25 protein-coding genes and 1 pseudogene are annotated in these 26,073 nt (G+C 71.2%); 9 read left to right on the forward strand and 17 right to left on the reverse strand.

Features of this window, described 5'->3' with window-relative positions:
* The first annotated feature begins 14 nt into the window (after positions 1-14).
* Complete coding sequence (locus tag ACFXGI_RS02250) at positions 15-713, forward strand: response regulator (protein ID WP_384701988.1); 699 nt, start codon at positions 15-17, stop codon at positions 711-713.
* A 15-nt stretch (positions 714-728) separates the two neighbouring features.
* Here the strand turns inward: ACFXGI_RS02250 and ACFXGI_RS02255 are convergent, their stop codons facing one another.
* The 5 genes from ACFXGI_RS02255 to ACFXGI_RS02275 form a co-directional block, all read right to left on the reverse strand.
* Positions 729-2,486 (reverse strand): GAF domain-containing protein, encoded by a 1,758-nt coding sequence (locus ACFXGI_RS02255; RefSeq protein WP_384701990.1) that lies wholly within the window; start codon positions 2,484-2,486, stop codon positions 729-731.
* A gap of 78 nt (positions 2,487-2,564) precedes the next feature.
* A complete protein-coding gene (locus ACFXGI_RS02260) occupies positions 2,565-2,846 on the reverse strand; it encodes a DUF1918 domain-containing protein (protein WP_384701993.1) in 282 nt (93 codons plus the stop codon).
* On the reverse strand, positions 2,843-5,419 hold the full coding sequence (locus ACFXGI_RS02265) for a cation-translocating P-type ATPase (RefSeq protein WP_384701996.1): 2,577 nt from the start codon (positions 5,417-5,419) through the stop codon (positions 2,843-2,845). Before ACFXGI_RS02265 ends, ACFXGI_RS02260 begins: the two co-directional genes overlap by 4 nt.
* A gap of 7 nt (positions 5,420-5,426) precedes the next feature.
* Positions 5,427-6,290 (reverse strand): universal stress protein, encoded by an 864-nt coding sequence (locus ACFXGI_RS02270; RefSeq protein ID WP_384701999.1) that lies wholly within the window; start codon positions 6,288-6,290, stop codon positions 5,427-5,429.
* Positions 6,287-7,195, reverse strand: a complete 909-nt coding sequence (locus ACFXGI_RS02275; RefSeq protein ID WP_384702002.1) for a universal stress protein — start codon at positions 7,193-7,195, stop codon at positions 6,287-6,289. Before ACFXGI_RS02275 ends, ACFXGI_RS02270 begins: the two co-directional genes overlap by 4 nt.
* Positions 7,196-7,447: 252 nt before the next feature.
* On the opposite strand from ACFXGI_RS02275, the gene ACFXGI_RS02280 reads away from it, so the two are divergent.
* The 6 genes from ACFXGI_RS02280 to ACFXGI_RS02305 all read left to right on the forward strand — a co-directional run bounded on the left by ACFXGI_RS02280 (position 7,448) and on the right by ACFXGI_RS02305 (position 12,323).
* On the forward strand, positions 7,448-8,116 hold the full coding sequence (locus tag ACFXGI_RS02280) for a CBS domain-containing protein (RefSeq protein WP_384702005.1): 669 nt from the start codon (positions 7,448-7,450) through the stop codon (positions 8,114-8,116).
* A 15-nt stretch (positions 8,117-8,131) separates the two neighbouring features.
* Positions 8,132-9,025, forward strand: coding sequence for a universal stress protein (locus tag ACFXGI_RS02285; RefSeq protein ID WP_384702008.1), 894 nt, complete (start codon positions 8,132-8,134; stop codon positions 9,023-9,025).
* 51 nt (positions 9,026-9,076) lie between these two features.
* Positions 9,077-9,709: a CBS domain-containing protein gene (locus ACFXGI_RS02290; protein ID WP_384702011.1), complete on the forward strand. Its 633-nt coding sequence runs from the start codon at positions 9,077-9,079 to the stop codon at positions 9,707-9,709.
* Positions 9,710-9,722: 13 nt separating this feature from the next.
* The gene (locus ACFXGI_RS02295; protein ID WP_384702014.1) at positions 9,723-10,319 is read left to right on the forward strand and encodes a CBS domain-containing protein; all 597 of its coding nucleotides are present in this window, start codon (positions 9,723-9,725) and stop codon (positions 10,317-10,319) included.
* Between the two features lie 108 nt (positions 10,320-10,427).
* Positions 10,428-11,306, forward strand: coding sequence for a universal stress protein (locus ACFXGI_RS02300; RefSeq protein ID WP_384702016.1), 879 nt, complete (start codon positions 10,428-10,430; stop codon positions 11,304-11,306).
* Positions 11,307-11,330: 24 nt separating this feature from the next.
* Positions 11,331-12,323 carry an Acg family FMN-binding oxidoreductase gene (locus ACFXGI_RS02305; protein ID WP_384702019.1) on the forward strand — a complete coding sequence of 331 codons (993 nt, stop codon included), beginning with the start codon at positions 11,331-11,333 and terminating at the stop codon, positions 12,321-12,323.
* A 24-nt stretch (positions 12,324-12,347) separates the two neighbouring features.
* On the opposite strand, the gene ppk2 is transcribed toward ACFXGI_RS02305, so the two are convergent.
* Entirely contained in the window at positions 12,348-13,142 is a 795-nt protein-coding gene (gene ppk2 / locus ACFXGI_RS02310) for a polyphosphate kinase 2 (protein WP_384702022.1), read from the reverse strand.
* Between the two features lie 273 nt (positions 13,143-13,415).
* Positions 13,416-13,721 carry a universal stress protein gene (locus ACFXGI_RS02315; protein ID WP_384702024.1) on the reverse strand — a complete coding sequence of 102 codons (306 nt, stop codon included), beginning with the start codon at positions 13,719-13,721 and terminating at the stop codon, positions 13,416-13,418.
* A gap of 237 nt (positions 13,722-13,958) precedes the next feature.
* On the opposite strand from ACFXGI_RS02315, the gene ACFXGI_RS02320 reads away from it, so the two are divergent.
* The gene (locus tag ACFXGI_RS02320; protein ID WP_384702027.1) at positions 13,959-16,319 is read left to right on the forward strand and encodes a phosphoketolase; all 2,361 of its coding nucleotides are present in this window, start codon (positions 13,959-13,961) and stop codon (positions 16,317-16,319) included.
* 190 nt (positions 16,320-16,509) lie between these two features.
* On the opposite strand, the gene ACFXGI_RS02325 is transcribed toward ACFXGI_RS02320, so the two are convergent.
* From ACFXGI_RS02325 to ACFXGI_RS02370, 10 genes and pseudogenes are all read right to left on the reverse strand, one after another.
* Positions 16,510-16,794: a DUF1876 domain-containing protein gene (locus ACFXGI_RS02325; protein WP_384702030.1), complete on the reverse strand. Its 285-nt coding sequence runs from the start codon at positions 16,792-16,794 to the stop codon at positions 16,510-16,512.
* 18 nt (positions 16,795-16,812) lie between these two features.
* Positions 16,813-17,031, reverse strand: coding sequence for a cation transporting ATPase C-terminal domain-containing protein (locus tag ACFXGI_RS02330; protein WP_384702033.1), 219 nt, complete (start codon positions 17,029-17,031; stop codon positions 16,813-16,815).
* 85 nt (positions 17,032-17,116) lie between these two features.
* Positions 17,117-17,758, reverse strand: a pseudogene (locus ACFXGI_RS02335) (cation-transporting P-type ATPase); the annotation flags it as partial.
* Complete coding sequence (locus ACFXGI_RS02340) at positions 17,751-18,347, reverse strand: hypothetical protein (protein WP_384702036.1); 597 nt, start codon at positions 18,345-18,347, stop codon at positions 17,751-17,753. The pseudogene ACFXGI_RS02335 and the gene ACFXGI_RS02340, both read right to left, overlap by 8 nt.
* 42 nt (positions 18,348-18,389) lie before the next feature.
* Positions 18,390-18,890, reverse strand: a complete 501-nt coding sequence (locus ACFXGI_RS02345; protein ID WP_384702038.1) for a flavodoxin domain-containing protein — start codon at positions 18,888-18,890, stop codon at positions 18,390-18,392.
* A 353-nt stretch (positions 18,891-19,243) separates the two neighbouring features.
* Positions 19,244-19,609, reverse strand: coding sequence for an iron chaperone (locus tag ACFXGI_RS02350; protein ID WP_384702040.1), 366 nt, complete (start codon positions 19,607-19,609; stop codon positions 19,244-19,246).
* A 32-nt stretch (positions 19,610-19,641) separates the two neighbouring features.
* Entirely contained in the window at positions 19,642-20,094 is a 453-nt protein-coding gene (locus tag ACFXGI_RS02355; protein WP_384702043.1) for a universal stress protein, read from the reverse strand.
* A gap of 84 nt (positions 20,095-20,178) precedes the next feature.
* The gene (locus ACFXGI_RS02360; protein WP_384702046.1) at positions 20,179-22,578 is read right to left on the reverse strand and encodes a glycoside hydrolase family 65 protein; all 2,400 of its coding nucleotides are present in this window, start codon (positions 22,576-22,578) and stop codon (positions 20,179-20,181) included.
* 82 nt (positions 22,579-22,660) lie between these two features.
* Positions 22,661-23,347 carry a helix-turn-helix domain-containing protein gene (locus ACFXGI_RS02365; protein ID WP_384702049.1) on the reverse strand — a complete coding sequence of 229 codons (687 nt, stop codon included), beginning with the start codon at positions 23,345-23,347 and terminating at the stop codon, positions 22,661-22,663.
* A 5-nt stretch (positions 23,348-23,352) separates the two neighbouring features.
* Positions 23,353-24,429, reverse strand: coding sequence for a zinc-dependent alcohol dehydrogenase family protein (locus ACFXGI_RS02370; protein WP_384702052.1), 1,077 nt, complete (start codon positions 24,427-24,429; stop codon positions 23,353-23,355).
* Between the two features lie 176 nt (positions 24,430-24,605).
* Here ACFXGI_RS02370 and ACFXGI_RS02375 point away from each other — a divergent pair, with 176 nt between their 5' ends.
* Complete coding sequence (locus tag ACFXGI_RS02375) at positions 24,606-26,027, forward strand: MBL fold metallo-hydrolase RNA specificity domain-containing protein (protein WP_384702056.1); 1,422 nt, start codon at positions 24,606-24,608, stop codon at positions 26,025-26,027.
* Positions 26,028-26,073: the final 46 nt, after the last annotated feature.

Raw genomic sequence — 26,073 nt, forward strand, 5'->3', positions numbered from 1 at the left:
AGCCAGGGGCGATCATGTCCGACGATCCGAACGCCTCCTCAGGGGCGCCGATCAAGGTGTTCCTCCTCGACGACCACGAGGTGGTCCGGCGCGGGCTGCACGACCTTCTGGACGCAGAGCCGGGCATCACCGTCGTGGGCGAGGCCGGCACCGCTGAGCAGGCGCTCGCCCGCGGGCCGGCACTCCGTCCGGACGTCGCCGTACTCGACGTGCGGCTCCCTGACAGCGACGGCATCACCGTCTGCCGCGAGCTGCGCTCGCGCATGCCGGGCCTGGCCTGTCTGATGCTGACCTCGTTCGACGACGAGGACGCCCTGCTGGACGCGATCATGGCAGGGGCCGCCGGCTACGTCCTGAAACAGATCAAGGGCTCCGATCTGGTCTCGGCCGTACGCACGGTCGCCACCGGCCAGTCCATGCTCGACCCCGCGACCACCGCCCGCCTGATGCACTCCCTGCGCGACCCGGAAACGGCGAAGGCCCCGGAAGACGCCCGCTTGGCGGCGCTGTCCGAGCGGGAGCGGGCCGTCCTGGAACTCATCGGCGAGGGCCTCACCAACCGGCAGATCGCCAAGCAGCTCTACCTGTCCGAGAAGACGGTCAAGAACCACATCTCCCGGCTGCTTGGCAAGCTCGGAGTGGAGCGGCGGGTCCAGGCGGCCGTGATCGCCGCCCAGGTTCACGAGCACGACACCGGGACGGCCAAGCAGTAGGCATGCCGGCGCCGGTCACCTCGATGGCGCGGCCAGAGGTACCCGCCACTCCAGGCGAGTGCCCCGCTCCCCATCGCCCCGCGCCGCAACCTCCATCTGGCCGCTGAGCCTCTCCGCACGTTCTGCCAGGTTCCGCAGACCGCTGCGCCGACCGCCCGCGGGCAGGCCGACGCCGTTGTCGGTCACGGTGACGGTCAGGCTCTCGTCGGCCGCGGCGATCGAGACCTCCGCGCGCGTGGCCTCGGCATGGCGGGCGACGTTGGTGAGGGCCTCCCCCACCACGGCGAGTGCCTCGCCCGCGACGGCCGACGGTACGTCGGTGTCGATCAGTCCCTCCATCCGCAGGGCCGGGGCGAAGCCCAAGGCCTGCGAGGCCTCATCCAGCACCTGGACCAGACGGGAGCGCATCGTGGACGCCTCGCCGGGGGCCTCGTGCTCGCGGAGTCCGAAGATGGTCGAACGGATGATCTTGATGGTGGCGTCCAGGTCGTCCACGGCGCGCGCGAGGCGCTCGGACGCCTGGGGGTGGTCGACGAAGCGCTGGGCGCTCTGGAGGGTCATGCCGGTGGCGAAGAGGCGTTGGATCGCGAGGTCGTGCAGGTCGCGGGCGATGCGGTCGTGGTCCTCCAGCAGGCTCAACTGCTCTGCGTCGCGGCGCCGCTCGGCCAGCTCCAGCGCGAGGGCGGCTTGGCCGGCGAAGCCCGGCAGCGCGGTGATCTCCGCGGTGGCGAACCCGGGGCGGCCGTGCCGCCGGACGAGCATCAGGACGCCGCTGAGCTTTTCCTCGGTGCCGACGGTGACGGCCACGGCCGGGCCGAAGCCGGTCCACCTCTCGGGTGGGACGGTGACGCGCTCGTCGGCCGCCACGTCGGGGACCGTGATGAGGCCGTCGCGGGCCAGCGCGGCCTCGGCGAGAGTGCCCCGGGTGCTGGGCAGGACGACCCCGCGGTGTGCCTCTGCCCCCTCCCCGAGGGCCAGGGAGCCCCGCAGTTCGCCGGCGGGGCCGAGCAGGTAGAAGACACCCATGTCGGCGCCGGTGATGTCCTTGGCCCGCTCCAGCATGCCTTCGAGGACATCGTCTTCGGGCGTTCCGGAGAGCAGGGCGCTGGTGATGTCCGAGCCGGCCTCCAGCCAGCGCTCTCGCAGCCGGAGACCCTCGAAGAGCCTGGCGTTCTCGATGGCGATGCCGGCCGCCACCGCGAGGGTCGACAGGACCGCCTCGTCCTCGGCGTCGAACTCGACTCCACCGCGCTTCTCGGTCAGATAGAGGTTGCCGAAGACCTCCTCGCGGATCCGGATCGGGACACCGAGGAAGGAGTGCATCGGCGGGTGGTGGGCCGGGAACCCGTACGAGGCCGGGTGCTCGGACAACTCCGACAGCCGCAGCGTCTCGGGATGGCGGATCAGCTCGCCGAGAATGCCGTGGCCGGAGGGCAGGTCCCCGATCTGCCCGCGCAGTTCGTCGCTGATGCCGACGGGAAGGAACTCGGCCAGCTTCTTGTCGGTCCCGATGACTCCGAGGGCCCCGTACTCGGCGTCCACGAGCAGCACGGCGGCTTCGACGATGCCTCGCAGCACCTGAGGGAGGTCCAGTTCCCGGCCCACGGACATGACGGCTTCGAGCAGGCCGTTCAGCCGGTCCCGGGTGCCCCTGACCTCGTCGATCCGTACCTGCAGCTCATCCAGCAGTTCGTCGAGCCGCAGCCGGGGAACACCGCTCCGGATGGGCTGCTCGCCTGCGCTCGCGCAGGTGGGCCGATCGGCTGCGCCCATCCCCACCTCCGGCCGGAAGCGATGGCAGGTGGCCATCGCTTCCACGGTATCCCCGGCCGCAGGGCCGGGCCCGTCCACTCAGCGGGCCATTGACCCGTACGGCTTCTGTTCGTGCCGCGGCGTACCGGTTTCGTCGTGCAGGTGCCGGACGTGGGCGTCGGGGCCGGGGAAGAACACGGTGGTGCGGCCGGTGTCGGACCAGCGCACGTCGTACGGCGGTGTGCCGTCCGCATGGTGCAGGGCGATGACTTCTCCGTCCCGGCCCGGCGTTCCGGCGGTGGGGCCGCCCAGGACGATCCGGTCGCCCACCTCTGCGTGGATCCCGTGCCCATGGGCGGGCGAATACGTGTTCACGGTCATGCCTTTCTGTGGAACGCGCCCCGCAGGAGCCGGGCGGCGACGAACGCCGCGAGTGCTGCCGCTACGGCGAGTCCTGTGCCGGCCCAGCCCACCGGCTGGGTGTCCAGCAGCGACTGCAGAGCGGGAACGTGCAGGGCGGCCATCGCGAGGAGGGCGGAGGCCGCCACGGCGGCGGGAAGGAACAGGTTCCGGGCGGTGAGCAACCGGGCCCGCAGCCCCAGGGCCACTCCCAGCTGGGCCCCGAGCAGGGACAGGAAGAGCACGCTCTGCCAGGGCAGGCCCATGGCACGCGCGCCCACGCCGGCGATCAGGCTGAACGCCGTCACGGCTGCCGCGAGGACGAGGAGGCGCTGCCACACCCCTGCGGCCAGGATGTGCTGTCCCGGCGGCCGGGGCGGGCGCCTCATGGCCTGCGGCGCGGCGGGTTCGGCGCCCATCGCCACGCCGGTGAGGCCGTGGGTGAGGAGGTTGATCCACAGGATCTGGCCCGCCCGGAGCGGGAGGGCCAGGCCGAGCAGGGGGCCCGCCAGCATCACGAGGATCTCGGCGGTCCCGCCGGCCAGGGCGTAGACGAGGAAGCGTCGGATGTTGTCGTAGACGCGGCGGCCTTCCTCGACGGCCGTGACGACGGTGGACAGCTCGTCGTCCGTGAGGACGAGGTCGGCGGCCTGGCGGGCCACCTCGGTGCCGCGGGCGCCCATGGCGACGCCGATGTCGGCCTGGTGCAGGGCGGGGCCGTCGTTGACACCGTCCCCGGTCATGGCGGTCACCGCGCCGCGTGCACGCCAGGCGTGGACGATGTCCAGCTTCTGCTGGGGATCGGTACGGGCGAAGACGCGGACCGCGGTCAGGTCGGTGTCCGGCGCTGCGGCCAGCTCGGGTCCGGTGACGACCGCGTCGGCCTGACCCTCCTCGACGAGTCCGATGCGTACGGCGATGGCATGTGCCGTCGCCGGGTGGTCTCCGGTGATCAGGACGGGGGTGATGCCGGCGGCGCGGCAGGCCGCCAAGGTGGCGGCGGCGGTCGCTTTCGGCGGATCGCTGATGGCGACCAGGCCGAGAAGGCGTAGTCCGTGTTCCGCCTCGGCGACGGGTGGGTGCCACTGGAGTCGTTCGGTGCCTGCCACCGCCAGGACCCTGAATCCGTCGGCGGCCAGCTCTGCTGCCCGCCGACGGGCCTGGTCCAGGACTTCGGGTGGGTCGGCGAGCACGGTGGGAGCCAGGACGGCCTCCGGCGCCCCCTTGAGGCAGACCAGGACGTTGCCGTCGGGCAGGTGGTGGAGGGTGGTCATCCGTTTACGCAGGCTGTCGAACGGGGCCTCTCCGATCCGGGGACAGGCATGTTGCAGCTCGGCCGGGTCGGGGCAGCCTGCCTTGGCAGCGGCTGCCAGCAGTGCGGCCTCCATGGGATCGCCCACGGCTGTCCAGACGTCGGACCCGCTTCGGGGCGGCTTGAGGCTCGCGTCGTTGCACAGGGCCGCCGTGGTGAGCAGCTCCTGCACGGGGCGCAGCTGCTCGGGGGTAAGGGTGTGTCCCGCGCGGCCCAGGCCTCCGCGCGGCTCGTATCCGCTCCCGGACACGTCCGCCCCTCCGGCCGGCGTCCACACGTGCTGGACGACCATGCGCCCCTCGGTGAGGGTGCCGGTCTTGTCCGTGGCCAGCACACTCACCGAGCCCAGCGTCTCGACCGCCGGAAGGCGGCGGATCAGGGCATTGCGGGCTGCCATGCGGCGGGCCCCGAGGGCGAGGGCGAGGGTGACGACGGCGGGCAGGGACTCGGGTACCGCGGCGACGGCCAGGCTGATGGCGGTGACGGCCATCGTGCCCACGCCGAGGCCGCGCGCAAGGCCCAGAGCGAAGAACAGCACGCACAGGGCAAGGGTGACGGCCGCCAGAATACGGCCGAGGGATGCGAGGCGGCGCTGGAGCGGGGTCGGCCCGTGTTCCCCGTCGAGGAGCGCCGCGATCCGGCCGAGGGCACTGGAGGATCCTGTGGCCGTGGCGGTCGCGACACCCCGACCGCGCACCACGACGGTACCGGCGCTGACCGGGTCACCCGTGGCCTTGGCGACGGGTTCCGATTCGCCCGTGAGCATCGACTCGTCCATCAGGAGAGCCGACGCCTCGGTGAGATCGGCATCCGCGGCGACGATGTCTCCCCCGCCCAGCAGCAGGCTGTCACCCGGCACCACGAGCGCTGCCGACACCTCGTGCGCTTCGCCGTCGCGCCGCACCCGGGCATGCGGGGCTGACAGAGCGGACAGCGCGGCGACCGCGCGGTCGGCCCGGACCTCCTGGGTCACTCCCACGGTCGTGTTGAAGACGACCACCAGGCCGATGACGACGGCGTCCGGGTGGTCACCGATCGCGATGGTCAGGAGTGCGGCACCGAGCAGCACCATGATCAGAGGGTCACGCAGCTGTGCCAGTACCCGACGGTGGAGGGGTGTGGGCCGCGGAGGTGCCACCTCGTTGCGGCCGTACCGGGCCAGTCGGCGTTCGGCCTCGGACTGCGTCAGACCAGCCGGGGCCGAAGGGCCGGCGGACGGCTTTTCGAGCGCGCGGCTGGTCATAACGGGCTCAGTCGGTGGGCACGGTGATCACCGGGCAGTGCGCACGGTGCAGCAGGCCGTGGACGACGGATCCGATCCGCATGCCGGTGTACCCGCCGCGGCCGCGGCGGCCCACGACGACGGCGAGGGCGTGCTCGGCGGCGCGGGCCAGTTCCTCGACCGGGTGGCCGGTGAACACCTCGTGCGTCACATGCACGTCCGGGTACTTCTCGGACAGGCCGGCGGTGGCCTCGGAAAGCAGAGTGCGCTGTGCCCGCAGCGCCATCTCCTCGTCGTCCAGCATGATCAGCGGCCGCTGCCACACGCAGACGACCCGCAGCGCCGCACCCCGAAGGTCGGCCTCGTCGAAGGCGAAGTCCAGCGCGGAAGTGGCGGACGCGCTGCCGTCGATACCCACGACGAGGTAGGGCGGCTGCTGGCTGATGTGCTCGGCGTCGCCCACGACGACGACCGGGCAATGGGCCTGGGCGGTGACGGGGACCACGAGCGAGCCGGCGCTGAAGAACTCGGCGGTCCGGCTCAGGTGCCGGGAGCCGAGGACGATCATGCGGGCCTCTCGCGCCGCGCCGCCCAGGATCTGGGCCGGGAACCCGCCCAGAAGATCACCGGTGACGCTGACCTCGGGGTGGCGGTCACGCACCCAGTTGCACGCTTGGTCAAGCCTGTCGGATCCGGCCTGCCGCAGGGCGGTCCGGCCGGGGGTGTCATCGACGTGATGGGTGTCGTGCTGGGGCGGTACCGCGAGGAGCAGGCGCAGCGGGAGCCGGCGCCGTTGGGCCTCGTCGGCGGCCCAGGCCAGGGCAAGGTGCCAGTTCCTGTCCGGGTCGACGCCCACGACGATGTCACGGCTTCCTGCCGGGTGGACGGTCATGACCGGCTCCCGAAGTCGCTGCCGGTCCGGGGGATGAGGAGGACGGGGCAGTGGGCGTGGTGCAGCAGGCTGTGCGTGGCCCTGCCGAGGTTGGGGGCGAGTCCGAGGGGCCCTGGGACCCGGCGGCCGCCCATGACGAGCAGGTCGGCGTGGCGGGACGCCTCGACCAGGACGCCGGCCACGGAGATGCTCTTCTCCGCATCGGCCTGCACCTCAAGGTCGGGGAACTCCCCGCGGGCCACGTCCGTGACGGCCCGCAGGGCCTCGACATGCCGGTCGGCGATCTCGTCGACGTCGTCGAGCATGCTGACCACCTCGCCGACGGACTGGAGCACGTTCCAGACGTGCAGCAGCCGCAGGGAGGCCTTGTGCAGCTCCGCTTCGCGGGCGGCGTACCGGGCGATCAAGAGGTCGTGTTCGTCGCGGATCGCCGCGAGGACCGTGCCGGTCTCCTCGGTCCCGTCGACGCCTCGGACGACGATGACAGGTGTCATGGCGATGGCCGCGGTTCCCAGCCCGACCGAGCCGAGCATCAGCGAGTTGAACCCGCCCAGGCCGCGGTTGCCCACCACGACCGTGCCGTGGAGTCCGCCGGCCCGGTGCAGGCTGTGGACGGCGTCCGCGCGGCTGAATTCGGTGGTCACGCTCAACCCGGGGTACTCGGCCGACACGGCCTTCGCAGTCTCGTCCAGGAGCTCCCGACCGTTGACGCGAACCCGTTCGATGGTCTCCGCCGACAGGTACAAGGCCCGGCCGTCGGTGTCGGAGCCGTAGACGATGTGCAGCGGACGGTCCCGGCGTACGGCCTCCTTGGCCGCCCACAGGGCAGCGACGCGCGCCTGCTGAGAGCCGTCCACGCCGACGGTGACCGAGCTGGTGTCCGGGGTGCGGAATGTGCTTTCCACGATTCCTCCCAACCGAGAAGCCAGTGAGGGACACCCCTCACGCTGCCACCGTCGGCTCTTCGGGAAGAGGGCCTCCCGGTACCTCGGACGGGACCAAAGGTCCCCATCGCCGCGGCCCGGCACCTCGGGCCCTTACGGGCCCCCGGACGGGACCGTTCGGCCCTCGATCACCGGCGGTCGTCGACGGATGGTGGGGGCACCACCCCACACCGGACATCAGCCTCGCGTCACACGGCGGAGCAGGAGGGCCTCATGAAGCACATCAAGGTAGCGGACCTGATGACCGACGAGGTCGTCTCCGTGGCCCCCGGCACCTCCTTCAAGGACGTCGCGAAGCTCCTCGCCCAGTACGACATCTCCGGAGTTCCCGTGCTGGACGAAGAGGACCGCGTGGTGGGCGTCGTATCGCAGACGGACCTGCTGGCCCACGCAGGCCCTGGCCCCGATACCTCCGGACAGAACGGCACAGAGGCGGAGCCGCCCACTGCGGGCGACGTCATGTCCGCGCCCGCGGTCACCGTGCACGCCGAAGGGACAGCGGCTGACGCCGCCCGGCTGATGACCCGCCGCAGCATAGAACGCCTCCCCGTCGTGGACGTGGAGGACCGTCTCATCGGCATCGTCACCCGCCGGGACCTGCTCCGCATGTTCCTGCGCCCGGACTCCGAGATACGCCGACGTGTCACCGACGAGGTCCTCACGGAGGTACTCGGTGTGCCGACCGGGGAGGTCGAGGCCCACGTGGTGGACGGCATCGTCACCCTGGAGGGCCATGTCGAGCGCCGGAGCCAGCTCCCCGCACTCCTCAGCCTCGTCGAGCAACTCGACGGGGTCGTCGCTGTCGCATCGCGTGTCACCGCCCGCACCGACGACACGGCAACCGCTCACGCGGACGAGGCCCGGCAGGCAATGCCGTGGTGATGAGCACCGGACCGCATGAAGGGAATCGCAGCCATGAAGAACCACGTGACCGTCGGAGTCGACGGCTCCGCGGAGAGCCGGGCAGCGGCGGGCTGGGCGGCTGCGGAGGCTGTCCTGCGGCAGGTGCCGCTGCGGCTCGCGCACGCCGTCGACTGGCCCCTGGACCCGGTGTTCCCCGGCCTGGGCCGCCAGGACGTGGACCGCTGGGCGGACCAGGCCCTGACCGAAGCCACGCAGGAGCTGCACGTGCGCCACCCGAACTTGGAGATCACGACCCGCTGCCCGACGGCCCGGCCGGCCGCCGCCCTCGCGGCCGAGGCCGCCGACGCCGGGCTGCTGGTCCTGGGATCGCGCGGTCTGGGCGGCCTGGTCGGTTTCATCGTCGGCTCGGTGGCGATGTCCACCATGGTGGCGACCGACACCCCGGTCGTCCTCGTTCGCGTCGCCGACGACCCGGACGGCCGGGGCACCGGCACCGGCACCGGCGCCGAGATCGTCGTCGGCGTCGACATCCATCAAGCGTGCGACCGGGTGCTCGCCTTCGCCTTCGAAGAGGCGGCCCGGCGCGACTGCCCCTTGCGGGCCGTGCACGGGTGGAAGATGCCGGCTGCCTACAGGTACGTCCCCTTCTTCGACCCGGACAACGAACGGGACATCGGCAGGAGCGTCACGCACATGGTGGACGACATGCTGATGCCCTGGAAGCACAAGTTCCCCGACGTGAACGTCAGCCACAACGTGTTCATGGGATCAGCGGGCGAGCATCTCGTCCGGGCCTCGCAGGGCGCGGGACTCGTCGTCGTAGGACGCCATGTGCGCCGCTCTCCCCTCGGCGCGCACCTCGGCCCGGTCGCCCACGCGGTCCTGCACCACGCAGCGGCCCCCGTGGCCGTCATCGCCCATGCCTGATCGCCCTTCACACCATCGCGAGTACCGGCCGTCCCATCGAGGAGGAAGACCATGAAACACCTGCGCACCGTCGAGGACGTCATGACACACGCCGTGATCTCCGTCGACCGAGGAACCGCGTTCAAGGACATCGTGGAAGAGCTGCGGATGTGGAACGTCAGCGCACTCCCCGTCCTTGCCCAAGACGGACAAGTGGTCGGCGTCGTCTCCGAAGCCGACCTGCTGCTCAAGCCCCGAGGCACCGACACGGCCCACGACACCACCGCCGAGCAGCTGATGACCCGCCCGGCCGTGACCGTCACGAAGGAGGCCACCATCCCCATCGCGGCGCGTCTGATGGCCCGCAGGCACCTCAAGCGCCTTCCCGTGGTCGACGGCGACGGCCGCCTCGTCGGAGTCGTCAGCCGCGGCGACCTGCTCAAGGTCTTCCTGCGCCCGGACGAGGACATCGGCGCCGAGATCCGCGAATTGATCACGTACCAGCTGATCCCGCACGTTCCCGCCGAAGTGCATGTCCGCGCGCACGGTCCCGTGGAGGTGCACGTCCACGTCGCCAATGGCATCGCCTACCTCAACGGTTCGCTGCCGGACCCCGCGATGGAAGACATCGTCGTACGCGCCGCCGGTACCGTACCGGGCGTCGTCGGCGTCAAGGCGGATTTCACCGCCCCCGTCTCCGCATGAGGACACGACCGCCATGAGGCACCGCAGCGTCGCGGACCTGATGACGCACACCGCCGTCACCGTCCGGCGCACGACCGCGTTCAAGGAGATCGCCCGGCTCCTGAAGGAGTTCGACATCACCGCCATGCCCGTGACCGACGAAACCGGGCACCCGGTCGGCGTCGTCTCCGAAGCCGACCTTCTCCGCCGACGGCACGCCGGTGGTGCGGCAACAGCCGAGGAGCTGATGACGAGCCCGGCCGTCACGGCCCGACCCGAGTGGAACGTGGTCCGGGCGGCCCGGGTCATGCAGCGGCACCGGGTCAAGCGGCTGCCGGTCGTCGACGAGGAAGGCCGCGTGGTCGGCGTCCTCAGTCGCAGCGACCTGATCCAGCTCTTCCTCCGCCGCGACCACGCGATACAGGAAGAGATCATCGAGGACGTCCTCACCCGGACACTCCACCTCGCGCCTTCGGCCGTCACCGTCGAAGTCGACGACGGCCTGGTGACGCTCAGCGGCACGGTGCCACAGCCTGCGCTGCTGCCCGTGGTGGTGCGTCTTTGCCGGAGCGTCGACGGGGTCGTCGACGTGGACAGCAGACTCACCTGCGCCGCGGCCGAACCGAGCTGAGCGGCCGGCAGGGCCGGTCGGTCCCCGGTTGGGCCGCTCGGTCCTTCCCAGAGGCCCCGCACACGGAAGAGCCTGAAAGCAGCGGCTTTCCGACCAGGGAGGAGCATCATGTCGAACCGGATCACGGTAGGTCTGGACGGATCGGCCGCCGGCAGCGCCGCAGCCGACTGGGCCGCCGACGAGGCCGAACTGCGCGGCGCCGCTCTGGAACTCGTCCACGCGGAGGACTGGGCGCAGTACGGGCCCTTCGCCGCGCCGCTTCCCGAACCGCGTCGTCAGTGGGCGGAAGACCTCCTTTCGCTCACGCGGGGCCGGCTCCTGCGCGAACACGGCACCCTCGACATCACCACCCACGGCACCGAAGGAATCGCGGCCTCCAAGGTCCTCGCCTCGTCCGCGGCGGAAGCGGACCTGCTCGTACTCGGCTCACGCGGTATCGGCGCTGTCGCAGGGTTCATCGTGGGATCGACCGGATCGGCGACGATCCCCGAAACCGGCACACCCGTCGTCCTCGTGCGATCCGTCAACGGCCAAGACCATCCGTTCAGGCCCGCGGGCGACACGGGGCCGGTGGTGCTCGGAGTGGACCTGCGCAGCAACTGCGACCGGCTCCTCGCCTTCGCCTGCGAGGAAGCGGACCGGCGGGCCTGCCCCCTCCTCGTCGTACACGGCTGGTCGCTCCCGCCGGTCTTCTCCTGCGCTCCCGACCTCGATCCCGGCGTCGAGAAGGAGATGGCCGACGGACTCGAGGACACGCTCCGCGAGCTGCTGAGCCCCTGGGAGGAGAAGTACCCGCAACTCGCCGTCGACGCACGCATCGTCATCGGGCAGCCCGCCATCCAGATCCTTGACGCGGCGTCGGGCGCGGCACTCGTCGTCGTCGGCCGGCGTATCCGCCGCCCGGCACTCGGCGCCCGCATCGGCCCCATCACCCATGCGGTCATGCACCACGCCACCTCACCGGTCGCCGTCGTGGCGCACGGCTGAGGCCGCACAGACAGGAACAGTCCCGTGAGCGCAACCCACTTCGACCCCGACACCGTCATCCGGCTCGTCGGCGACGCCGTCACAGCGCCGTCCATGCACAACGCCCAGCCGTGGAAGTTCGTGTTCCACGTCGGCAGCGGCGCCCTCGCCCTGCACGGCGATCCGGACCGCGCCATGCCCCGGACCGACCCGGATCACCGCAGCCTCCACCTCGGCTGTGCTGCGGCACTGTTCAACCTCCGCGTGTCCGCAGCCCGGATCGCTCTCCCCGTCCGCTTGCAGCTCTTGCCCGACGACGCCGAACCGTGGCTGCTCGCCACGGTGACCATCGACGAAACCGCGGACACGGACCGCGAGCTGGCCTCCCTGCACGACGCCATCCGGCGCCGGCACACCAGCCGGTACCCCTTCAGCGAGGAGCCGGTACCGACTGCACTGCTGGACGGTCTGTGGACCGCAGCTCGCCTGGAGGGCTGCCGGCTCACCGTCCCGGACACCTGGCACATCGACACCGTGCTCGGGCTGGTACGGGACGCCGAACACCGTGAGGAGATCGATCCGCTCGCCCGGGCGGAGACCACTGCCTGGACCTCCCACACGCAGAGCGCCACCGGAACACGGCGCGACGGCATTCCGGCCGCCGCATTCGGACCGAAGGCTTCCGGCGGACCCGCCCCCGTACGCGACTTCGGCTGGGCCAACCCGATACCGGACCGCGGCTGGGCCGTGTTCGAGAAGCGGCCGCAGCTGGCTCTGTTGAGCACCTCGGGGGACACGAGGGCCGACTGGATGCGCGCCGGCCAGGCCATGGAGCGCGTCCTTCTGCAGGCCACCGCCGACGGACTTGCCACGTCGATGACGTCCCATCCCCTGGAATGGCCGGAGTTGCGCTGGACGGCCCGCGACCCGGTCGCGGCCATGGGACACGTGCAGATGGTCTTCCGTCTCGGCTACGGCCCCGCAGGCCCCGACACACCGCGCCGTCCGTTGACCGAGGTGCTGGAAATCCGGGAGTAGACACCACCGGGTGCCTACCCCGGTTCAATCCGTCCCGAGGGTGGCCGCGTGGTCGGGTACGGCGGTCTGCAGCTCCTTGGACGGACGCTGGTAGCCCGTGGACGGCGGCCTCGGCGGCAGGGTCAGCGATGGCACGGCCACGTCCGCGTAGGGAACCGAGGACAGCAAGTGGGCCATCATGTTGAGCCGAGCGCTGCGCTTGTCGTCGCTCTCGACCACGTACCACGGGGCATCGGCCGTGTCCGTGTGGACGAGCATCTCGTCCTTGGCCCTCGAGTACGCCTCCCAGCGTGTGAGGGACTCCAGATCCATCGGGGAGAGTTTCCACCGGCGCAGCGGATCCTCCGCGCGGCGCCGGAACCGCTCCTCCTGCACCGCGTCGCTGACGGAGAACCAGTACTTGCGGAGCAGGATCCCGTCCTCGACCAGCATCCGCTCGAACAACGGGCACTGGCGCAGGAAGCGCTGGTGCTCGGCGGGCGTGCAGAACCCCATGACGTGCTCCACTCCGGCGCGGTTGTACCAGCTGCGGTCGAAGAGGACGATCTCTCCGGCGGCGGGCAGATGCTCTACATACCGCTGGAAGTACCACTGAGTGCGCTCCCGCCCGGTCGGTGTGGGCAGGGCCGCGATGCGCGCGACACGGGGGTTCAGGTGCTCGGCGACGCGCTTGATCGTGCCTCCCTTGCCCGCAGCGTCACGGCCCTCGAAGATGACGACCAGGCGGGCGCCTTCCGCACGTGTCCACTCCTGGAGCTTGACCAGCTCCGTCTGGAGCCGGAGCAGCTCTCTCTCGTAGACCGCCTTCTTGAGACTCATCGCCGCCACCGTCCCTTTCGCCGTCCAGTGCTGCGATCAAGTCGGTCACGGCACGCGCCCGCGCGCAAGATCGCCTCGCGTGTCGCACGGGTGTTTCGAGACGCCGGCGCCGGACGGGGGCGGGCAGGGGCAGATCACCGGCACCGACCTGGCCACCGCCATACGCTGATCCTGCCGAGCCGGCGCCCCGTCCCGGCCGCCGAATAGCCGGCAGCCGACAGCCATGCACGCTGTACAGGCGCGTGTCCGGCTCTCCCGCCTGCCCCGGCCGGTTCAGGGGTGCGGGACCACCGCCACAGGACAGGCCGCCGGCACGGGCGCGTCGGAGAGCACTTCCGCGATGAGGGCCAATCCCGGGTGCCGGTGGGTGAGCTCGCCCTCGACCTCCTTCAGGAGGTCGTCGGCGCGATGGGCTCCGGTGTCGCGGTCCTGGACGATCGGGGCGGCGAGCGGCGCCCACGGCCAGGCATGGACCACGTGCAGGGGCAGGTCACGCCGTACGGCCTCCTGTGCGGCCCAGTCCGCCGCGGCCCGGCTCTGAGGGGATCCGTCCACTCCGACAACCAGGGTGCGCTTCACGAGTCCGTCCTCCGTACTGATGCCGGAGCATCGGGGGTCGGCGGTTGGGGGAGCGGCGCCGGCCGGGGGGACCGGCACCGCCGGCCTCACCCTCCCGGCCGGGCGCCGTGGCACACAGGGGCCAACGGTCCCTCCCCCAGGGCCGGTCATCCCCTCGCGGAGCCGACTCGGGGAGGGCAGTGTGGAGGTATCGGCTCAGTCGACGAACGTCCCGGACCGTCGCACTCAGGAGCGGGCATGACCTCGTACCCCATCTCGGAGCTCGACGCGCACTGGCGCGCCGCCAACTATCTGGCAGTCGGCCAGATCTACCTCATGGACAACCCCCTGCTCACCGAGGCGCTGCGGCCGGAGCACATCAAGCCGCGGCTGCTCGGCCACTGGGGTACTTCCCCCGGCCTGAACCTCGTCCACACCCACCTCAACCGCGTGATCAAGGACCGCTCGCTGGACGCCCTGTGCGTCTGGGGTCCGGGCCACGGCGGCCCCGCCGTCCTGGCCAACTCCTGGCTGGAGGGCACGTACACCGAGACCTACCCGGACATCACGCGGGACGCGACCGGCATGGGCACGCTGTTCCGGCAGTTCTCCTTCCCCGGCGGCGTGCCGAGCCACGTGGCCCCAGAGACGCCCGGCTCCGTCCATGAAGGCGGCGAGCTCGGATACTCCCTCGCCCACGCCTACGGAGCCGCCTTCGACCACCCCGGCCTGCTGGTCGCGTGCGTCATCGGGGACGGCGAGGCCGAAACGGGGCCGCTGGCCGCGTCCTGGCACTCCAACAAGTTCCTCGACCCCGTCCACGACGGCGCGGTCCTGCCGATCCTGCACCTCAACGGCTACAAGATCGCCAATCCGACGGTGCTGTCCCGGATCCCCGAGGCCGAGCTCGACGCGCTGCTGCGCGGCTACGGGCACGACCCGCTGTACGTGACCGGCAGCGACCCCGCCCAGGTGCACCACGCCATGGCCCGCGCGATGGACCACGCCCTGGACCTCATCGCCCTCATCCAGCGCAAGGCCCGGACGGCGGGAACCGATCCGGGCCGGGAGTACGCACACTGGCCGGTGATCGTGCTGCGCACCCCCAAGGGCTGGACCGGCCCCGCCACCGTCGACGGCGACCCGGTCGAGGGCACCTGGCGTGCCCACCAGGTCCCGCTCGCAGGAGTGCGGGAGAACCCCGCGCACCTGAGGCAGCTGGAGACCTGGATGCGCTCGTACCGGCCGGAGGAGCTCTTCGACGCCGACGGGCAACCGTCCGAGCAGGTGCTCGCGTGCGTCCCTCAGGGTGAGCGCCGTCTGGGCGCCGTCCCGTACGCGAACGGCGGCCGGCTGCTGCGGCCTCTCCCGCTGCCCGCCCCCGGTGCGTACGCCGTCCCCGTCGACAAACCGGGCTCCAGCCTCCACGAACCGACGCGGGTCCTCGGGCGCTTCCTCACCCAGATCATGCGCGACACCGCCGAGCGGCGGGACTTCAGGGTGGTCGGTCCGGACGAGACCGCCTCGAACCGGCTGGACGACCTGTACGACGTCACCGGCAAAGCCTGGCAGGGGTCGACGGAGGCCACGGACAGGAACCTCTCCCGGGACGGACGCGTCATGGAGATCCTGTCCGAACACGTCTGCCAGGGCTGGCTGGAGGGGTACCTCCTCACCGGCCGCCACGGGCTCTTCTCCACCTACGAGGCCTTCGCCCACATCGTCGACTCCATGGCCGGCCAACACATCAAGTGGCTGAAGACCTCGCGCAAGCTGTCCTGGCGCGCACCCGTCGCCTCCCTCAACTACCTGCTCACCTCGCACGTCTGGCGCCAGGACAACAACGGCTTCTCCCACCAGGACCCCGGGTTCGTCGACCACGTCCTCAACAAGAGCCCCGAGGTCGTACGGGTCTACCTGCCGCCGGACGCCAACACCCTCCTCGCCGTGGCCGATCACGCCCTGCGCAGCCGCGACCAGGTCAATGTGATCGTCGCCGGGAAGCAGCCCTCCTTCGACTGGCTGTCCGTCGACGAGGCCCTCGTCCACGTCACGCGGGGCGCCGGCATCTGGGAGTGGGCCGGCACCGACCACGGCTCCCGCGAACCGGACGTCGTACTCGCCTGCGCCGGCGACGTACCGACCATGGAGGTCCTCGCCGCCACGGCCCTCCTGCGCGAGCACCTCCCCGAACTGGCCGTCCGGGTCGTCAACGTGGTCGACATCGCCCGGCTGATGCCCCACGAAGAACACCCGCACGGGATGACCGACACCGAGTACAACGCCCTCTTCACGACCGACAAGCCGGTGATCTTCGCCTACCACGGCTATCCGTGGCTGATCCACCGCCTCGCCTACCGCCGCACCGGCCACCCGAACCTGCACGTCCGCGGGTACAAGGAGTCCGGCACGACGACCACCCCCTTCGACATGGTCGTGCGCAACGACCTCGACCGGTACCGGCTCGTCATGGACGTCATCGACCGCGTGCCGGGCCTGGCCGGCCGCGCCGAGGGACTGCGCCAGGCCATGGCCGACCAGCGCATCCGCCACCACAGCTGGATCCGCGAGCACGGCACCGACCTGCCGGAGGTCGCGGACTGGTCCTGGCCGTACTGAGCCCACCGCAGACCGCGGCGCCCAGAGCCTCGAAGACGACCGTCCCGACGAGCAGGGCGGCCGGCATCCGGCGCCGCCGGTACAGGTCGGGCAGTGCCCGCAGGGCGCCCACCGCTTCGCTCGGTGGTACGAGCCGGCCACCCGGCGGTGATCGGCGATCGGTCCGGTCCGAGTACCCGCACATGCCCGCTCACCCGAGGTCGTAGGCCGTGAGGGGGGCCTGCCGCGGTGCGGCCCCGGCTGCTGCCATGTCTCCGTAGGCGGTGCGCTTGAGTTGTTCCGCCAGGTTCTCCAGTGCCCGGGCGGCCGCGAGTTCGTCGCCGATCTCGGGCACGTCCTTGTCCGTCGGGTTGCAGCGCGCGGTGCCGTGGCCCGTGAGACGGGTGGTGCCGGTGTCGAGTTCGACGCGGACCTTGGTCGTGTGCTCTTCCTCGAAGAGGTAGAGGTGGGTATTCCATTCGCTCGTGTGCGACATGGTGTGCCTCCGGTCGGATCAGGAGTAGCGGTGGTGTCGGCGTCGGGCCCAGCGTCGGGCCTCGTCGCTTGCCCGGACCAGCGGCGGGAAGACCGCGATGAGGAGGACGACGTCCAGCGGGAGGGCGGCGGTGCCGAAGAGGTTCTGGAGCGGCGGCGCGTACACGAGCGCCGCGGTGAAGACGAGCTCGAAAGCGATGCCCGCGAGCAGCCACCAGTGCGATCTCGGTCGGGTCACCGTGCAGCCTGCCGTCGCTCTCACACAGCGAGTCGGTCAGCGGCAGGCCGACCGCCACCCCGGTCACGAGGAAGACGGCGCCCATGCCGACCGCGACCGATGCGATCAGCCAGGCGACCTTCTTGACCTGCTGCTCCAGTGGGCTCGGCTCACGGCGGGTGCGCTGGCTGGGGACCGCGATCCGGCCGAGCCCGGTGTGGTCCCCGGTGGCGAAGACGATCGTCTGCGCCCGGCCCTCGGTGGCGGTGGCGCCGCTGAAGACGAGGAAGGGCTCCTGGAGCAGGGAAAGGCTTTCCGGTCCCGGGCCGGCGGGACGCTCGACCGGGGTGGACTCGCCCGTCAGCATGGAGAGGTCGGCCTCGATTCCTCCCTCGGTCAGGCGGGCGTCGGAGGGTATCCGGCCACCTTCGTCGAGGGTGACGAGGTCTCCGGGGACCGGGTCCCGGGCCGGGACGTGCTGTGCCTGTCCGTAGCGGATGACCTGGGCCTGTGAGGGGAGGTAGCGGGCCGGCGGGTGGACCGGTTGCCGGAGCAGCTCCCTCAGGACGCTCGTCCGGGCGGTGCGGCGGACCTCGTTCGGGCCGTGGACGGCGAGCCGGCGTGCCGCCTCCCGGCTCGACAGGCCCAGGGGGCCGGTGTGCAGCTCGCGGCGGAGCAGAGGAAGGGGTTCCAGGGGATCCGGCGCGGTGTCCGGTGTGAGGTACGGGGCAGCGGCGGTCTCAGTCATCGCCGGCTCCCTGGCCGGGGCGCAGGCGGCCGGACCAGAGGGGCTCGACGCCCGCCCACTCGGATTCCCAGGCCCGTGCGCTGCGCGCGTCCACGATACGGAGCCGCACGGCGACCAGGGCGCCGCCGACGAGCACGATCCCGGCCAGCGCTGCGGTACCGATGCCCACCGCGTTCAGCACGATGTCGGCCTGGCTGGGTGGGGCGGCGGCCGCGCGGCCGTTTCCGTCGACCCACACGTGGATCGTGTCACCGTTCCCGGTTCCTGCCGGAACGGGGATGGTTTCCGTGTGCGCGCGCTGTGAGGGGTAGCGCCAGGTGGCGGTCGCCACGGTGACCGGCCGACTGCTCGGCTGGTCTCCCGCTCGGTAGGTGGTCTCGCTGACCGTGGTGGCCGTCACGCTGTGCCGGTGTCGCGCGACCTCCTCGGCGGTGCGGTGGCCGTCCGTCCAGGCGGCCCGCGCGAGGAAGAAGCCGGCGACCACTGCCAGCAGGCAGGTCAGCGCGAAGGCGGCATGCATACGGGTCCGGGCGCGGTCGGCATGCCGCCTGAGCGGGTTGCCCCCCGCCCCCTTCGTCCAGTGGTGCATCGCACGCCTCCGTGCTGCTCCATACCGAGCCGGGCCGTCCCTTCAGGCGGCGACGAGCTCGGCGCTGATGTGGTGGGCCCAGTTCTGGATCCGCTCCGGGTTGCGGAAGTCTCCGCCCTTGCCCTGGCGGGTCAGTGCCTTGGCGAGGAAGCCGGGGGTGTGGGCCGTGATGCTGCCGCCGAAGGTCATGTGCTCGCGGGCGCCGACCAGCTGCATCTCCCGGGCGACCGCGGAGACCGGCGGAATGTCGTGTTCCTCGGCCGAGCGGTCGAGCGGGCCGCTGCTGAACATCCACACCGGGCGGTGCCGAAGGGATTCGGCGTTGCGTTCTGCGCAATGCTTGGCCTTGCTGCTCCAGTGACCGGCGTAGAGGGAGCCGCCGAGGACGACGGCGTCGTAGGCGCGGACGTCGTGGACATCGTCGGCGGGCAGCACGACGGCATCGAGACCGTCCTCGCGGAGGGTCTTGCCGATCTGCTCGGCAATGCCTGCGGTGGCGCCGTGCTTGGTGCCGTAGGCGACCAGGACTCGCTTGGTGATCATGGCGGGTGCTCCTTGATTCCGTCGTGCGGGTCTGATGCCACTGTCACGCGGCCGACGGCTGTTCCGCTTGGGCCGGACGGATCCCTACGGGGACCATTCGGTCCTCCCCGCAGCGGCTCCCGGCGGCGGCGACGTGCTGCTTGACAGCGGCGAAGCCGTCCGGGGCTACGGAGATCGAGTCGGTGCCGGCGCGGACGAGGAAGGCGTGGCGGCGCCGGGATGGCGTCCGGGTTCCACGATCACGCGGCGGGCCAGAGGGACCGCAGTGCCGAGGCCTGCCCAGGACCGTGAGCGGGAACGCCTCGTCCACCCTGTGCCACTACGTCGATGGCCGCCGCGAGGACGCGGAAGGGTCAGCAGATCTTGCCGGGCAGGACCGCCGTGGCCTTGAGGAGGTCTCGCAACAGGTCGAAGTCGATGCTCTCCGACCTGCGGAACCGCAGGCAGCCCTTGCCCCTGTCCTGCTCGGCCAGCCGTTCCTCGAACGCTTCACGAACGTCACTGCGCATGAGGTAGAAGGAGATGTACTGCTTCTGGCTGGCAAACGCGATCTCACAGGCGCCGTCGCGCTCGTATGCGGGCATCCCGTAAGCCATGACCTCGTCGAATCCGACCAGCTCTTCACGGCACAGCTGCCGCACCCTGGTCAGCGCCACCCTGCGTTCCTCGGGGACCTCATTCAGGTAGCCGTCGACGTCGCTTGCCTTGCTCTGCACCATTGCGTGAGGTTATGCCGGATTCAAAGCGCCCATCAACGTTCCTCGGGTACGTCCGCCCGGACGATGGTGATCGGACACGGCGCGTGGAGCGCCGTCTGATGGCTCACCGAACCGAGGAGGGCTCGGCTGAAGCCGCCTCGACCGCGGCTGCCCACGACCAGCATGTCCGCATCCTCTGCCGCATCGACCAGGACATCGACCGGATTGCCGCGCACCAAGCGCTGGTGTACGGACGCGGCGCCGTCCTCGCCGAGGACCGTGCGGACCTCCTCGACCAGTCGGCGCTCGGCTTCCTCCTCGTCGAATGTGGTGTCCACCGCCGGCGCCGACCACGATGCGGCACCGGGCAGGTCCCACGCTGCGACCGCCTCTACTCGCCCGCTCACCAGCCTTGCGTACCGGACCGCCCAGCGCAGCGCAGCCTGGGACGAGGGCGATCCGTCGACGCCCACCACGATCCGCGGAGCCTCTTGCTGCCTGTCCATTCCGTTCATCCTTCCGACGGCTGATACATCCACAGTGTGCGCATCGCGATCGCCACGCCACGCGAGCAGGGGGTGGGAGCCGCGTCAGCCCTTGGGGAGGCGGAACCACCGCTCCTGCCCTGCGGAAATGCGTTCCTGTCGGTCGCCGGGCAGGACCACGGGCACCGGGCCCAGGACCGACGAGGGGACGCTGATGCCGAGCCGGCCGGGGCGGAACCGGATGCGGATGTCCCGGTGCCCCAGGTAGGAGATCGAGAACGAGGAACCGGGCACTTCGCAGAGGGGCACCGGGTCGACGTGCAGGCCGTCGCCGTGGGGCTCGAGTCCGACGATGCCGCGCTCGAGGAGGTCGAGGGTGCCGCCCATGGCACCGAGGTGGATCCCTTCACCGGTGGTGCCGCCCTGGACGTCCGTGATGTCACCGAGCAGGGCTTCCTGGCAGTAGCGCCAAGCGTCCGGGCCCTGTTCCCGGGCGAGGACCCAGCCGTGGACGAGGCTGCTGAGCGTGGAGCCGTGACAGGTGCGCCGCAGGTAGTAGTCCACCGTCCTGCGCCAGAGGTCACCGTCAAAGCGGTACCCGAGCCCAAGGAACAGTTGTTCGAGTTCCTTCGGGCGGAAGAGGTAGCCGAGCATGAGGGTGTCGGCCTGCTTGGACGCCTGGTAGCGGTTGGGGGTGTCGCCTTCGGCTTCCAGGATGCGGTCCAGGCGGCGGATGTCGTGGTAGCGGGCGCGGTAGCCGTCCCAGTCGAGCTCGGCGAGGTCCCCGTAGCCGTGGAACTGGCTGATCACGTCGCGATGGAACGGCACGTACAGGCGGCGGGAGACGTCCTCCCAGACGGTGAGGCCGTCGGGGCCGATGCCGAGTTGCGTGAGGAGCTCTGCGCGTCGGGCGGCGGGGAGTTCCCTGAACAGGTCGAGGGCGCGGGCCAGTACCCACGCGGCGGTGACGTTGGTGTAGGCGTTGTCGTCGATGCCGGGAACGGCGGCGTCCGGGTAGGCGTCGTGGTACTCGTCCGGGCCGACGACGCCGCGGATCCGGTAGCGGCCGAGGCCGGTGTCCCAGATCGCCGTGTCCGCCCAGAAGCGGGCTGTGTGCAGGAGGAGTTCGGCGCCGGGGCCGTGCATGAATCCGGCATCGCCGGTGGCCTGCCCGTACCGCCACACGTTCCAGGCGATCGCCGACCCCACGTGGTGCTGGAGGTGGGAGCGGTCCGGCAGCCAGCGGCCGGAGCGCGGGTTGAGGTGCAGCCGCTGTGTCTCCTCGGCGCCCGAACTGCCGCTCTGCCAGGGGAACATGGCGCCCTTTGCCCCGGCCCGGCGGGCGGCCTCCCGGGCTGCGGGGAGGCGTCGGTGCCGGTACATCAACAGGGCGCGTGCGGTCTCGGGGAGGTGGAGGGCGAGGTAGGGCAGGACGAACAGCTCGTCCCAGAAGACGTGGCCCCGGTACGCCTCGCCGTGAAGGCCGCGGGCGGGGACGCCGGCATCGAGCTCGGCGGTGTGCGGCGAGAGGGTCTGCAGCACATGGAAGGCGTGCAGCCGCAGAACCTTGCCCGTCTCTCCGGGCACCTTCAACTCTCCATCGCTCCAGAGGCGTTGCCAGGATGCGCGGTGCGAGGCCAGCAGTGAGGGGAAGTCCCGGGCGTGTATGGCGCAGTCGATGCTCCGCCGCAGGGGATCGGCCGAGGGGCGGTCGAGCGAGGTGCACAGGGCGGCGGTCTTCACGACGACGACCGGAGCGGCCCGCCTGATCGGCAGGACGAATGTCTGAGTGGCGGTGGTGGCTGTGCATGTCCGACCCACCGGTGCCAGAGGATGCGCTGATGTCCGGACCGCCAGCCCGATCCGTACCCGGGAGGTGGCCGTAGAGCAGGACAGCCAGGCGGTGCCCTCCGCCTCCACTCCGACCCGGTGCTCGACGAGGTGCAGCCCGGCCAGGGCGCGGTAGCGGTCGACTCCCGCGTTCGTGACGTCGCCGTCGAGTACGGACTCGATCTCGATCCTGCCGCGCCAGCCGTACGCTCTGAACACCGTGTTCTGCGCGGCCAGGTTCGGGTCGCCCATGTGGACCATGCGAGTGTGGGTGACGCCCAGGCGGCGGCCCTCGGCGTCGTGGAAGAGCATGCGGCGGGTGAGCGTTCCGGCGCACAGGTCCAGCGATACGCGGCTGTGGCGCAGGGCCGGGTGGTCGGGCGTGAGCCAGTCGCCGGGCGGTGCGCCGTCGGGCAGGCAGCGGTACCGCAGGGCGGTCCAGTCCGGCAGCCGGACCATGTCCTCGTTGGAGACCGTTCGTCCGCCGATGGTGGAGGTGAGCCGGTCGTAGCAGCCGGCGAGGTAGGTGCCCGGGTAGTGGATGTCGTCGGCGACGCTCTCCGGAGCTGAACCGCGGGTAGCGAAGCGGCCGTTGCCCAGGGTGCACAGGGACTCGACCAGCCGCTCGGTTTTGGGGTCGTAGCGGTGGTACTCCCAGCGCCAAGGCGCGGTCATGGTTGGCGGCTGTCCTCGAGTGCGGCGAGTGGCCCGCCGAGGTCGGGGAGGACCGGGTGGGCGCCGTGCGCGCGCAGGTCGTTCATGGGTCGTGCACCACGCGACGGCCGGTGATGCGAGCAGGGATGATCTTCATCCAGTGGCTGCGCGGGCCGCCGGCCCAGGGCTGGGAGCGGGCCGTGGTGTTGAGGTGGTGAATCTCGTCCGGGTCTGTGACGGCTCCCAGTTCACCCACCGCCAGCACGCTCCAACCGCCGGCGGTCACGTCGTCGATGTTGTCGATCTCGAACGCGACCTCGGTTCCGGCGGCTCTGGCAGTGACGGCGTCCGCGGAGGTGCGGAAGGTGATGTCGGGTCCTGCGATCAGGTAGTTGACGGGGAGGACGGCGGGGCCTTCGGGAGTGAAGATGGCGATGCGGCCCACGCCGTGCGTGTTCAGCAGCCGCCGGCATTCGCTCTCGTCCAGCGGTACGAGCGCACTGTCACGCCGGGCGGTGGATCGGCCGGCGACGCGGTGGGCGCTGGCGCCGGTCAGGTCGCCGACGGTGAGACCGAGGGCGTCGGCCACCCGTACGAGGGTGCCGATGGCAGGACTGGCGGCGTGCTCCTCCAGGTAGGCGATGTACGTGCCGTCGGCGCCGCACCGCCGGCCCAGTTCTTCGCGGCTCAGGCCGAGGGCTTCGCGGCGGGCCGCCAGGCGGCGGCCCAGGTCGGTGCGTCCGGTCATCTCGCCGGACTGCTGCGGGTGGGTGCTCGGCGTGCTCTTCACGGCGCTCACTGCTCCTGGGGCGGTACGGCGATCGTGTCGTGCTGCGGTCCGCCGAGCACGACTTTGAGGGCGCCGGTTTCTCCTGCGCGGGAGAAGACGTCGTAGGCCTCTTCCATCTGGTCCAGCTCGAAGCGGTGGGTGACCATCGCGGCCCCGGGCAGGCGGCCGGCTGCCATCATGCGCAGCAGCATGGGGGTGGAGTGGGTGTCGACGAGGCCGGTGGTGATGGTGACGTCCTTGATCCACAGGTCTTCGAGGTGGAGGACGGCAGGCTTCCCGTGGACGCCGATGTTGGCGACCCGGCCGCCGGGGCGGACCATGCGGGTGCACATTTCGAAAGCTTCAGGCACACCGACGGCCTCGATGACCACGTCCGCGCCGAGCCCGTCGGTGAGGTCCTCCACCAGCCGCTCGGGCTCCTCGTCGGCGCTCGCGGTGGCATCGGCGCCGAGGTCACGCGCGGCAGCGAGCCGGGACGCGGTGAGGTCGACGGCGATGATCCGCCCGGGGCTGTAGAGCCGCGCTGTGGCGATGGCGGCCAGGCCGATGGGGCCGGCACCGACCACGACGACCGTGTCACCCGGGCGCACGTTGCCGTTGAGCACGCCGACCTCGTAGGAGGTCGGGAAGATGTCGGCGAGCAGTACGGCGTCGTGGCCGGCCAAGGCGCTGGGCAGCGGGTGGACGGAGAGGTCCGCGAAGGGGACCCGTACGTATTCGGCCTGGGTGCCGTCGATGATGTGGCCCAGGACCCAGCCGCCGCCTCCGCGGCACTGGCCGTAGTGCCCCTCGCGGCAGAAGCGGCAGCGGCCGCAGGCGGAGATGCAGGAGATCAGAACACGGTCGCCGGGGCGGACGCTGCGGACGTCGCCGCCGGTCTCGACGACGGTGCCGACAGCCTCGTGACCGAGGATCCGCCCGGGTGTCACTTCCGGGACGTCACCCTTGATGATGTGCAGGTCGGTGCCGCAGATCGTGACGGCGTCGACCCGGACGATCGCGTCGGCGGCGTCCTTGACGGAGGGGTCCGGGACGTCCTGCCAGGAGGTCTGTCCGGGCCCGTGGAAGACGAGTGCCTTCATGGCGCGGCCTTCTCTCTGTGTGCTGTGCGGGAGGGGTCACCGCCAGGCTGTGCCCATGCCCCTCCGTCCCGCTTGGGCCGGTCGGCCCCTACCCGGGACCGGTCGGTCCCCCGCGGTCAGGGCGTTCCGGTGCCAGGGTGGAGACCGGCATCCGTTCCGAAAGGAGGGCTGCTGCCATGTCCCAGTCAGCCCTGTCCCCCGCTTCCGCACGCCCGGCCTTGCTGAGGTTCCTCGGCGGAGTGCGGACGGTCACCGGCAGCAAGTTCCTGGTCGAGAGCGACCACGCCCGGATCCTCGTCGACTGCGGACTCTTCCAGGGTGTCGCGGACCTGCGCCGCCGCAACTGGGACAAGCTGCCCTGCGACGCCTCGGACATCCATGCCGTCGTCGTGACCCACGCCCACCTGGACCACTGCGGGTACCTGCCGCGACTGGTCCGGCACGGATTCCGCGGGCCGATCCTGACCAGCGCCACCACCGCCCGTCTCGCCGAGATCGTGCTCCGCGACAGCGCCCGCCTGCAGATGGAGGCGGCTGAGCACGCCAACCAGCGCGGCTGGTCCAAGCACCGGCCCGCCAGGCCGCTCTACGACGACGATGACGTCGACCACACGGTCAAGTACTTCGACCCGGTACCGGTGGGCAGCGAGATCGAGATCATGGCCGGCACGAAGCTGATGCTGCACCACGGCGGTCACATCCTCGGCTCCGCCTGGGCTCACCTGACCCTGGAGGACGGACACACCCTCGCCGTCAGCGGTGACCTCGGCCGCCCCGGACACCCGCTCCTCCTGCCGCCCGAGCCGTTCTCCGGCGCCGACGTCCTGCTGATGGAGTCGACGTACGGCAACCGCCGCCACGACCACGAGAGCGCACGGCGCGAATTCGCCTCGGTGATCACCCGCACACTGTCCCGGGGCGGGACCGTCGTCATCCCGGCCTTCGCGATCGACCGCACCGAGGTCGTCCTGCACGAGCTGGCCGCCCTGCGAAGCGACGGCACCCTGCCCCGCCACGTACCCGTCTACGTCGACAGCCCCATGGCCTTGGCCGCACTGGACGTCTACCGCGACGCCGTACGGGCCCACTCGCCCGAGCTGCGCCCCGAGATCCTCGCCCAGGGCGAGGCTGCGATCAGCCCGGAGCCCTTCCTGGCCGCCCGGACCGTCCAGGAGTCGATCGACATCAACAAGGCCACCGGCCCGGCGATCATCGTCTCCTCCGCCGGCATGGCCACCGGCGGCCGCGTCCTGCACCACCTCCACCGGATCCTGCCCGACCCCCGAAACGCCGTGGTCATCGTCGGCTTCGCCGCCACAGGCACCCGCTCGCGCGACCTCGCCGACGGCGCCCGCACGCTGAAGATGTTCGGCGAGTACGTCCCCGTACGCGCCGAGGTGGCCGACGTCCCGCACTTCTCCGCGCACGCGGACGCGGACCAGATCATCGACTGGCTGCGCGCCGCCCCGGCCCCGCACACCGCCTACCTCGTCCACGGAGAGGAGACAGCGTCCGAAACCCTGCGCGACCGGATCGATGACGAGCTGGGATGGACGGCCGTCGTACCCAAGTCCGGGGAGGCGGTCCTGGTCCGCTGACCGGGGCCGGACGGTCCGCGCGGTGTACACCGCGCGGCCCTCCCGC

Origin of the sequence: Streptomyces sp. NPDC059355 (genome assembly GCF_042752335.1) — a bacterium.
In the GTDB taxonomy this organism is placed as follows: domain Bacteria; phylum Actinomycetota; class Actinomycetes; order Streptomycetales; family Streptomycetaceae; genus Streptomyces.